Raw genomic sequence first — 9,219 nt, 5'->3', positions numbered from 1 at the left:
GTCCAGGTCGAGCAAGATCGGGCGTGCGTCATGGAGCAGTTCAAAGACGCGTCGGCCATCGTCGAATGTCAGGTCCGGTACCAGCCGGCCCGACAGCGGATGATCGTCGCCCACGTCGTACCTGACGTCGGATCCGGCCAGCAGTGCGGCCATGTGCTGCTGCACGTCGGGAATGGCGAACAGCTCCTCCAAAAGTGTTCGCAGCTGGGCGACTTCGGGTCCCGGCGCCATGAGCGCGGTCTGCGCCAGCGAGTGCATCATGACGCGTTGGCCGACTGGTCGGCGCTCGGACTCGTAGCTGTCGAGCAATCCGGCGGGCGCCGTGCCGTTGATCTCGGCGGCCAGCTTCCAGCCGAGGTTCATGGTGTCCTGCAGGCCGAGGTTCAGGCCGGGACCGCCCAACGGACTGTGCACGTGCGCGGCGTCGCCGAGCAACACAACCCGGCCGTCGCGGTAGCGCTCCGCGATGCGGGTGTTCTGGCCATTGATTCGCCGAAGCGCGTGTGGCCCTGGCCCTTTCGGCTCTTGGAACGCAATGTTGACGCCGAGGACGCGGCCGGCGCTCTGGCGCAGTTCGTCCAGGCTCATCGGGACCTCTTCGACGGGTGGACAGAATTCGATGGTGGCGAGCATCGAGCGGCCGGGCTCGAATTCGGCGTAGATCATTCCGCCGCGGTCGTGGCGGGTGTGGCCGAAAGGCAGCGTGCCGAAACCCGGAATGTCGATGCCCCCGTCGGGGCGGCGCATCTCGTCGGGGATGTGCACGTGAGCAAGCCGGCTGACGGTGGGCGCGGTGCTGCCCGGAAAGCCGATGCCCAGCGCCTTGCGGACCAGACTGTGCCCGCCATCGGAGCCGACCAGGTATCCGGCGTCGATCGCGTAATCGCGCTCCGGCGAAGATACCGTCAGCGCAACGGAATTCGCTTCCGGACTGATACCGGTGAGCTCGTGACCCCAGCGCAGGTCCACCCCGAGGTCGCGCGCCCGCTTTTCCAGTAGCCGCACCAATCGAGGCTGCGGTATCCGCAGCATGTACATCGGATTGTCGGGCACGCCGAGAAAATTCAGCGTCATGGCCGCGAACCGCCCCGCGTAGGCGGGCTGGGGCGGGTCCTCATCGCCGGTGAAGGCGCGATACAGCCCACGCATGTCGAGTGCGCGAACCACCTGTCCGACAAGCCCGTTGGCCTTGGGCTCTTGGCTGGGGGCGGGAAGCTTGTCGAGCACGACGGGCCGCACGCCCGCCAATGCGAGTTCGCAGGCCAGCAGCAGCCCGTTGGGCCCCGCGCCGGCGATGACGACATCGGCATGCTCGTTGGTCATCGCGTCTTCTTTCTGTTGGGCTCGGGCAGTCCCTCGCTGACGGCGGCGAAGCCCTCACGGATCAGTGTGGTTATCGGGACGGGCGGATCGGCCCGCACATAGGCGTCCGCGGCAGCGTCGCCGACGGCGCGTACGACGGACATCACCAGTCGCGGGTACAGGTCACACGGATCTGTGCCGGTGCGTTCGGCGATCAGTTGGAGTAACTCTTCGAACAGGTGGTGCGGCACCGAGTTTCGGACCTGCGGTTGCATCAGCAGCTTACGGATCTCGACGAGTTGGTGGCGGTCCGGCGCACGATTCGCGTCGCCTCGCATGTCACCGAAATCTTCCTCCAACGGCGTCAGCACGGCTTGGGTGATCGACGTCCACAGCGGCTCGTCGGCCGGACGCTCGCGCAGGATGGCGATGCTGCGGCGCACGCGTTCTGCCTGACGGTAGGCCAGCGCCTCGTACTTCCCGCTGAAGTAGTTGTTGAAGGTGCGCGGGGAGACGCCCGCCAAATCCGCGACGTCTTCCCGGGTGACGTTCTCCAGCCCGCGCTCAAAAGCTAGATGCAGCGCGGCATCGCTCAGCGCACGCCTGGTGTCAGCCTTCTTACGCTCGCGCAGTCCGGTCATGAAGACCAAGGTACGGAAAACTTGCCTCGCAGGCAATATTTCCTATGAGGCAAGTTTCGCGGACGTTGAGTGTGTGCTCACGGCGGCGACACGCCGAGGTACGCCGCCCAGCATGCAAACTCAACGCTTCAGCGCTTTCCCCAATCCCAGCGCGGCGTCGTGAGCAGGTCCTGGCCGGCGACGCGGGTTTCGCCCCACTCCTTGTACAGCTCGATCTCGACCGCCCGATCTCCGGCGGCGTCCTGTAGCGGTGTCGTGTCGAGGAAGTCCAACAGCGAACGGGAATGGGTGACCACCACCAGCTGCGTCCGCGCGGCGGCGGCACGGATCAGCGATGCCAGCGGTCGGACCAGGTCCGGGTGCAGGGACGTTTCGGGTTCGTTGAGCACCATCAGCGACGGCGCCTGCGGGCTCAACAGCGCGGCAGCCCACAGCAGGAATCGCAGTGTGCCATCGGATAATTCGGCGGACCGGAGCGGGCGCAGCATGCCCGGCTGTCGCAACTGAAGGTCGAACAGTCCGTCGTGGACGGCCACCGAGATCTCGGCGCCCTCGAATGCGTCGGCGACCGCGTGGGTCAGCTCGTCGCTTCCCGCCTCGACGATCGTCTGGATCGCGGCGGCCAGGTCGCTGCCGTCGTCGGACAGGACCGGGCTGCGCGTTCCCACCTGCGGGTGCCGCGCGGGTGCGTCCGCGTCGACCCGGAAGCCGTCGTAAAACCGCCACCCGCGCAGTCGTTCACGCACGGCGGCGAGTTCGGGAAGGGCGTGCGGGTGGGCGTATTCGGCCAGCACGCTGCGATACGACGGCAAGGAGCGCGACAACTCGTCGAACCCGCTGCCCGATTCGGCGCTGGTCTCGGCGTAGTCGCGGGTCCGGCGCACCAGCGTGGTGCCGGTGCGCAGCACGGGACCGGCGAACACCGCCTCCCGCTTGATTTCCGGATCGCGGGCGAAGGCCGACCTGTGACCCGCCATCTGCGGTATCCCCAGGTCAATCAGGTAGCCGAAATCGTCTGCGGCGAAGCCTAATTCGAGTGAGATCGGTCGAGTGCGTGCCGTGCCCTCGACCTTCCCGGTCCGGCGCGCTCCGCTTAACTGCTCCGGGCCGGCCCACAGCACCGATTCCAGCCCGCCCTCCCGGGCGAGTGAGGCGATCACCTCGCCGCGACCGCAATCGGCCAGCAGCCGCAACGCGCGATACAGCGAGGACTTGCCGGCGCCGTTGGCACCGGTGACGACCGACAGCCGGCCCAGCGGCACGATCACGTCACGAAGCGAGCGATATCCCCGGATCGCGATCGTCTGCAACATGAAACTGGCTTACTCGTCCTGGTCCTCGTCGTCGTCATCCGCGGCGAAGGTCAAAAGTTGCACTTCCTCGAGGTCCATCTCGTTCTGCAGCTGGCGCAACACGATGTCGTCGATGAGGTTCTGGTTTCGCAGCGAGGTGATTTCCCGCCGCTTGTATTCGAGCACGCCCAGACGCACCTGCCGGACCTTCTTTTTGCCCTTGACCAGGTGAGTGTTGCCCGAACTGTCCTCGGTGGCCAGGACCAGCGCGGCCTTTTCTTCGTATTCCTTTTGCAGCCGGCGCCGTAGCTCGTCGCTGATCCCGACTTCGTCGGCCACCGTCGGCAAAGCGGCGAGCGCGGCTTGAGTGCCCCGGCAGCGAGCCAGTTGCAACTCCTCGAGGTGGCCGACGTCGTCGGGCATCTTGGCCCAGCGGACCACCGCCGGCAGCGAGATCCCTTGTACCAGGACGGTCACCATGATGACCACGGTGACGATGAAGATGATCAGGTTGCGGTCGGGGAATGGTGCGCCGCTGAGCGTGGTCGCCGGGACGGCCACCGCCGCGGCGAGCGAGACGGCACCGCGGAAGCCGGCCCAGGCGGTCACGAATCGCTGTCGCCAGCTGACGCGACGCTCGCGCTGCGCCTCGCGACGGTCGATGAGGCGAATCAGCAAGGTGGTGCCTTCTCCCCACACGATCCGAGACCCGATCACCACACCCGTGATGACGAGCGCGACGAACAGGGCGTGCCGAACTCCGCCGTCGTTGTGAGAGATGCCGCGCACGGCGCCCGGGATCTGGGTCCCGACGAACACCCATAGCGAGCCGTTGAGCAGGAATGTCGCGATGTCCCAGAACCCGTTGGCCAGCAGCCGGGAACGGGCCCGGATCACCACCGGGCCGGCGTAGGCGAGCACCAACGCCGACACCATGACTGCGACCACGCCGCTGCAATCGACCGCCTGGGCCAACAGGAACGCCGCGAACGGCGTCAGCAGGCTCAGTGCCCCTTCCTCCTGGGGCGCGTCGAGTCGCTTGCGGACCAAAGTCGCCAATCCGCCGACGATCAGCCCGGCGGCGATCCCGCCGACGTAGGAAAGGACGAACCGGCCGCTCACCTGGAGCGGGCTGATGGCGGCGCCGCCGATCGCGACGTGGACGCTGACGGCGAACAGAACCAGCGCGGTGCCGTCGTTGATGAGACTCTCCGCTTTGAGCACGGTCAGCGACCGGCGCGGCAGCTTTTTCGCGAGCCCGGCCACGGCGGCGGCGTCGGTGGGAGAGAGCACGGCACCGAGTACGCCCGCGGCGTGGGGGTCCATGCCCAGCCACCGGGCCGTCCACGACACCGCGGCCGCTGTCGCGATCACCAGAACGACGCTGAGGAACACGATGATGCGCGCGTTCGCCCGGATCTCGCGAAAGCTGGTGTTCAAGCCCTCCCAGTAAAGAATCGCGGGCAGGAAGAGGAGCAGCACGACCTCGCCGTCGATATGAACGTGGGTGAATTGGGGGATCAGACCCAGCAGGTTGCCGAGCAGGATGAGCAGCAACGGGGGACCCACTCGATAGCGCCGGCCGATGACCGTCCCGACGATGACGGTCGATACCAGCGCAACGATGAGGACGAGGGCAAACACCTGCCCATCCTGCCGGACCAGGCCGACACGCGCGCTGTGGGTTAGCTACAAGCGAACGCGCGACGGCGGGCCGCCGAGCTGCCGCTCCTTGTCCTCGAGCGGGATCAACGGCATCGCCGCCAAGGGGAACAAACCGCAGAGCGCGAACGCCAGCGGATAGCCCGCCGCCATGATCACTACGGCGAATGCCGGCGGCGCAGCCGCGACGACCAGCCGTTCGAACGTGTTCTGTTTGCCCAACGCCCAACCCGACCAGAACGGCCCGGCGATCTCGGGGATGGTGGTGAATGGCAGACCGTTGTCGCCCGTGATCGCCGCCGCAATCACCATGGCCGCCACGGCGATTCCCCAGTTGAGTTGATCGGCCAACGCCAACGCCAGCATGACCGCCGCGGTGACGACGGCGATTTTGCGCAGCGGTCGCATGCGTGAGCCGACCCGGTCCGCCCACCGCCCGGCGGCGACACGGGTGAGCGCACCGAGTCCCTGTGAGACACCGATCAGTACGCCCGCCCACGCCATCGACAACCCGTGCTTGTTCATGAACCAGACGAGCATGAACGTGAGGACGACCGGTTGCGGCACCATCAACAGGGCCGACGCGAAGTGAATGCGCCACAACCGCGTGCCGCGGTAGAGATCGGCCACTTCTCGCATATGGATCTGGCTCCGGTCCGGGCGCGGCGGATCCTTCACACCCACGACGCTGGCCACCGCCGCCACCGCGCACAGGCCGGCGGGAAACAACAGCGCCGTTGAAAGCTGACGTTTGGCAAGCTCGGGGATCACCAAGGCGGCCACGGCGATGCCCAATGGCTGCGCGGTTTGGCGTATTCCCATCACCAGGGCACGTTTGCTTTCCGCGAACCAACCGGCGACGAGCCGTCCGCTGGCCGGGACGCAGCTGGCCGCGGCCATGCCGCCGAGGATCAGAAACGCCCCCATCGTCATCGCCGAGTGCATCAGCGACGCGGCCCAACCCGCGGCCGCGGTCAATCCCAATCCCAGCGTCAGCACGACTCGTTCGCCCGCACGATCCAGCACGAAACCCCAAGGGATCAGGGTGAACATCATCCCGACGCTGGGCATCGACGCCAGCAGCGCGGCCTCGGCCAGGCTCTCGCCGTGCGTGGACAGCGCGGGAATCAGAAACGCGACACCGTTGATGAAGACGTTGGCGCACAAGGTCGCCAGTTGAGAGACGGTCAGCATCGACCACCGTCTGGTCGTGGTGACGTCTTTGGTCAAAGTCAATGACGTGCTACTCGGCGCGTCCTAAAAGATGCCCTCACCCTGCGACCGTCCTCCCCTTGGACATGCGAAAATTGCTGCACGCGAATTGCTTTCAGCCTCTGCTTGGCCGACTATGCCGTTAGAACCCGCCATCGCGGTCGCGGCTCGAGTTGGCAAATACCCGCGTTCGGTCTCTAGTACACGGGACAGGGACTTTAGGAGTTCATCCCCGTCAGGATCAATCCCAATCCGGCGGCGATGAGCCCGACCGTCAGAACGCCGGCACCAATCCACAGCAGCGCGATCGCGCGGTTGGGCCGGGACGGGTTGCGGCCGATCACCGACAAGAAGAATCCGGCCGGCATCAAGATGGCGGCGAACAGGATGCCCAGGCTGAGCGTGGGGTAGGGCGCGCGGACGTTGCTGATTTGCTCGATAGTCAGAACCAGCAACCCGAGCATGACCAACACGCCCGCGTGCGCATGACCAGCTCGAAAAAACGACTTTTGTAAATCGTTGGCAGGCAGACTTCCTCGGGTGACGCGGAGGACGAATGTTCCGCCGTAGGCAATCGTGACGACCGTCAAAATGACTATGCCGGTGATAATTTGATAGGTGGATCCAGGCACGGTTTCTCTCCCAATCTCTCGCGTTGTCGATAACAGGTGGTCAGCCGGCGATAGAACGTGCGAACTCCTATAACGTCGTTATAGCCAACATATAACGCTGTTATAGAATTGGCAACCGCCATTGCGCGATCACCTGCCGCGGACGCCGCTGATTTCGGAGGCTGCCGCGGATTCGATGAATTGCCGGGCGGGGCGGGACAGCGGCTGAGCCGAGTTCCAGATCAGCCCGACGTCGCGATACGCGTCGGAATCGGCCAGCGGCAGCGTGATCACCCCTGGCGCGTAATCGCTGCCGTCGATGGGCATCAGGCTGATGCCGATCCCCGCGCCCACCAGGCCGGCGGTCGTGGCCAGGTTGGGTGCTTCCAACACGATCCGCGACTGGAATTGTGCTGCGGCACAAAGTTCGTCGAGCAGCCGCCGCATGCCGAACCCGGTATGCAAGGTCACGAAGGGCTCGTCGGCGAGATCGGTCATCGACACCGTCGCGGTGCCGGCGAGGTGGTGGTCGCGGGCGACGGCGATGCCGAGCCGCTGGCGAAACAGGCTGCGCCAGGCCAACGTCGGTTTGCGTGGCCGCGGCGACACCACGCCGATGTCGATGAACCCGCTCTGCACCAGATCGCCGATCGCATCGGTCGCGTCCTCCTGCAAGGCGAATGTCACTCCCGGCGACAGCGAAGTGAATTCGGCGATCAGCCGAGGCACTACCGTCGACCCAAACGAACTCAGGAACCCCAGGCGGATCTCGCCGGCTGCGGGGTTGGCCAGGTCCTCGATCGCGCGCCGAGCTGAATCGAGCTCCAGCTGGGCCCGCCGCGCGTGCTCATAGAAGATTCGACCAAAACGGTTGAGCGACAGCCGCTTCCCGCGGCGATCGAACAACGCCACACCCAGTCGCTTTTCCAGGCGGCCCAGCATGCGGGTGAGCGTTGGCTGGGAAACCGCGAGTTGTTCGGCCGCCGCCGTAACGTGCTGCAGCTCGGCCAATGTGACAAACCACTCATACTCACCGTCGGGCATGCTGATCACCTTTGCTTATGTCAAATCAGCATATTAGTCCCGACAATAATTCATTTCCGTTACAACTCGGCAGCGCGCAACATCGAAGCCATGTCCAGCGACACCCGCCCTCCCGTCCCACACCAAGCAGGCACCAGGGGATACCTTCGGGTGACCGCCGCGCTGTGCAGCGCCGGACTGGCCAGCTTCGCCGCGATGTATTGCACTCAGGCCCTGCTTCCCGTGTTGTCGGCCTACTACCGCATCGACCCGGCCGTCGCCGCGCTCTCGGTCTCGCTGACCACCGGAATGCTCGCGCTCGCCATCGTTCCCGCCAGCGTGCTGTCCGAGCGCTACGGACGCACCACTGTGATGCTGGCGTCGGGGATCGCTTCGAGTGTGATCGGGCTACTCATCCCGTTCAGCCCGTCGTTGAGCGTCCTGTTGGTGGGGCGCGCGCTGCAAGGCATCGCGCTCGCCGGCGTTCCAGCGGTCGCGATGGCGCTGCTGGCCGAAGAGGTGCACGCCGACTCGCTCGGATCGGCGATGGGACGCTACATCGCCGGGACCACGATCGGTGGCCTACTGGGCAGGATCGTCCCGTCGCTCGTCGTCGACGTGAGCAATTGGCGGATCGCGCTTTTGGCGGTCTCGCTGACGACGCTGGTGGGCACGGTGCTGTTCGCGGTGCTGGTTCCTCGGTCCCAGTTCTTCACACCGAAACCGGCGAGCATTTCCGCGACGGTGCACAGCCTGCTCACCCATCTGCGAAACCCGTTACTGATCAAGCTTTTTGGCCTGGGCTTCGTGCTGATGGGCGGGTTCGTGACCGTGTACAACTTCTTGGGGTACCGATTGACCGCCCAGCCGTTTCACATGTCGTCGTCGACGGTGGGCATGGTGTTCCTGCTCTATCTGGTCGGAACCGTCACCTCGACGGTCGCGGGACGGCTCGCCGACCGCAAGGGACGCGCTCTGGTGCTCGGGGTCGCCATGCCGATCACCGCGACCGGCCTGCTGGTGACCATGCCCCACACCCTTGTCGCGGTCGCCGTCGGAGCCGGCGTGTTCACCGGCGGCTTTTTCGCCGCGCACACCGTGGCGAGCGGCTGGGTGAGCGCCCTCGCCGAGCGGGATCGCGCCGAGGCGTCGGCGCTGTACCTGCTGGGCTACTACATGGGCGGATCGGTGGCCGGCGCACTCGGCGGCCTTGTCTACCGGGGCGGCGGTTGGCCGGCCACCGTGGGATTCGTGACCGCTCTGCTGGTGGCCGGGCTGCTTCTCGCCGCGCTGTTGGTTCGCCAGACTCCCGCACGGCAACTGAGCATGGCGTCCTAAGGCTCTGTGTAAGAACCACTTTCACGTCAGCTGACGTGCTTGTCGAACCACTCGATCGGAACCTCGGGGTGCACGCCGAAGAAGTTGTAGCCGTCGAAGCGGCGATCGGTGCCCTCGATCCAGTGCAACCGCTTCTCC

8 protein-coding genes and 1 pseudogene are annotated in these 9,219 nt (G+C 65.8%); 1 reads left to right on the top strand and 8 read right to left on the bottom strand.

Annotation, left to right across the window (positions count from 1 at the left end; translation table 11 throughout):
- The 7 genes from JOZ00_RS05165 to JOZ00_RS05135 form a co-directional block, all read right to left on the bottom strand.
- Positions 1–1,323, bottom strand: a 1,323-nt coding sequence (locus JOZ00_RS05165) for an FAD-dependent monooxygenase (protein WP_293340648.1), incomplete at its 3' end; no start/stop codon positions are given.
- The gene (locus JOZ00_RS05160) at positions 1,320–1,943 is read right to left on the bottom strand and encodes a TetR/AcrR family transcriptional regulator (RefSeq protein WP_293340646.1); all 624 of its coding nucleotides are present in this window, start codon (positions 1,941–1,943) and stop codon (positions 1,320–1,322) included. The genes JOZ00_RS05165 and JOZ00_RS05160, both read right to left, overlap by 4 nt.
- Positions 1,944–2,071: 128 nt before the next feature.
- Positions 2,072–3,256 carry an AAA family ATPase gene (locus tag JOZ00_RS05155; protein ID WP_293340644.1) on the bottom strand — a complete coding sequence of 395 codons (1,185 nt, stop codon included), beginning with the start codon at positions 3,254–3,256 and terminating at the stop codon, positions 2,072–2,074.
- A 9-nt stretch (positions 3,257–3,265) separates the two neighbouring features.
- A complete protein-coding gene (locus JOZ00_RS05150; RefSeq protein WP_293340642.1) occupies positions 3,266–4,879 on the bottom strand; it encodes a Na+/H+ antiporter in 1,614 nt (537 codons plus the stop codon).
- Positions 4,880–4,924: 45 nt separating this feature from the next.
- On the bottom strand, positions 4,925–6,133 hold the full coding sequence (locus JOZ00_RS05145; RefSeq protein WP_293340640.1) for an MFS transporter: 1,209 nt from the start codon (positions 6,131–6,133) through the stop codon (positions 4,925–4,927).
- 194 nt (positions 6,134–6,327) lie between these two features.
- The gene (locus JOZ00_RS05140; protein WP_293340638.1) at positions 6,328–6,741 is read right to left on the bottom strand and encodes a hypothetical protein; all 414 of its coding nucleotides are present in this window, start codon (positions 6,739–6,741) and stop codon (positions 6,328–6,330) included.
- Between the two features lie 129 nt (positions 6,742–6,870).
- Positions 6,871–7,764 (bottom strand): LysR family transcriptional regulator, encoded by an 894-nt coding sequence (locus JOZ00_RS05135; RefSeq protein ID WP_293340636.1) that lies wholly within the window; start codon positions 7,762–7,764, stop codon positions 6,871–6,873.
- 90 nt (positions 7,765–7,854) lie between these two features.
- Here JOZ00_RS05135 and JOZ00_RS05130 point away from each other — a divergent pair, with 90 nt between their 5' ends.
- The gene (locus JOZ00_RS05130) at positions 7,855–9,081 is read left to right on the top strand and encodes an MFS transporter (RefSeq protein WP_293340634.1); all 1,227 of its coding nucleotides are present in this window, start codon (positions 7,855–7,857) and stop codon (positions 9,079–9,081) included.
- A 26-nt stretch (positions 9,082–9,107) separates the two neighbouring features.
- On the opposite strand, the pseudogene JOZ00_RS05125 reads toward JOZ00_RS05130, so the two are convergent.
- Positions 9,108–9,219: pseudogene (locus tag JOZ00_RS05125) on the bottom strand (alpha/beta hydrolase); the annotation flags it as partial.

It is taken from the genome of Mycobacterium sp., from assembly GCF_019243155.1.
In the GTDB taxonomy this organism is placed as follows: Bacteria; Actinomycetota; Actinomycetes; order Mycobacteriales; family Mycobacteriaceae; genus Mycobacterium.
The sequence above is the reverse complement of the archived record's forward strand: the minus strand, read 5'-3'. Positions and strand labels throughout refer to the sequence as shown.

What these genes read in the sequence shown, in the direction of transcription:
- JOZ00_RS05160 (WP_293340646.1), bottom strand. Translation starts at nt 1,943, where the DNA reads ATGACCGGACTGCGCGAGCGTAAGAAGGCTGACACCAGGCGTGCGCTG.
- JOZ00_RS05155 (WP_293340644.1), bottom strand. Translation starts at nt 3,256, where the DNA reads ATGTTGCAGACGATCGCGATCCGGGGATATCGCTCGCTTCGTGACGTG.
- JOZ00_RS05135 (WP_293340636.1), bottom strand. Translation starts at nt 7,764, where the DNA reads ATGCCCGACGGTGAGTATGAGTGGTTTGTCACATTGGCCGAGCTGCAG.
- JOZ00_RS05130 (WP_293340634.1), top strand. Translation starts at nt 7,855, where the DNA reads ATGTCCAGCGACACCCGCCCTCCCGTCCCACACCAAGCAGGCACCAGG.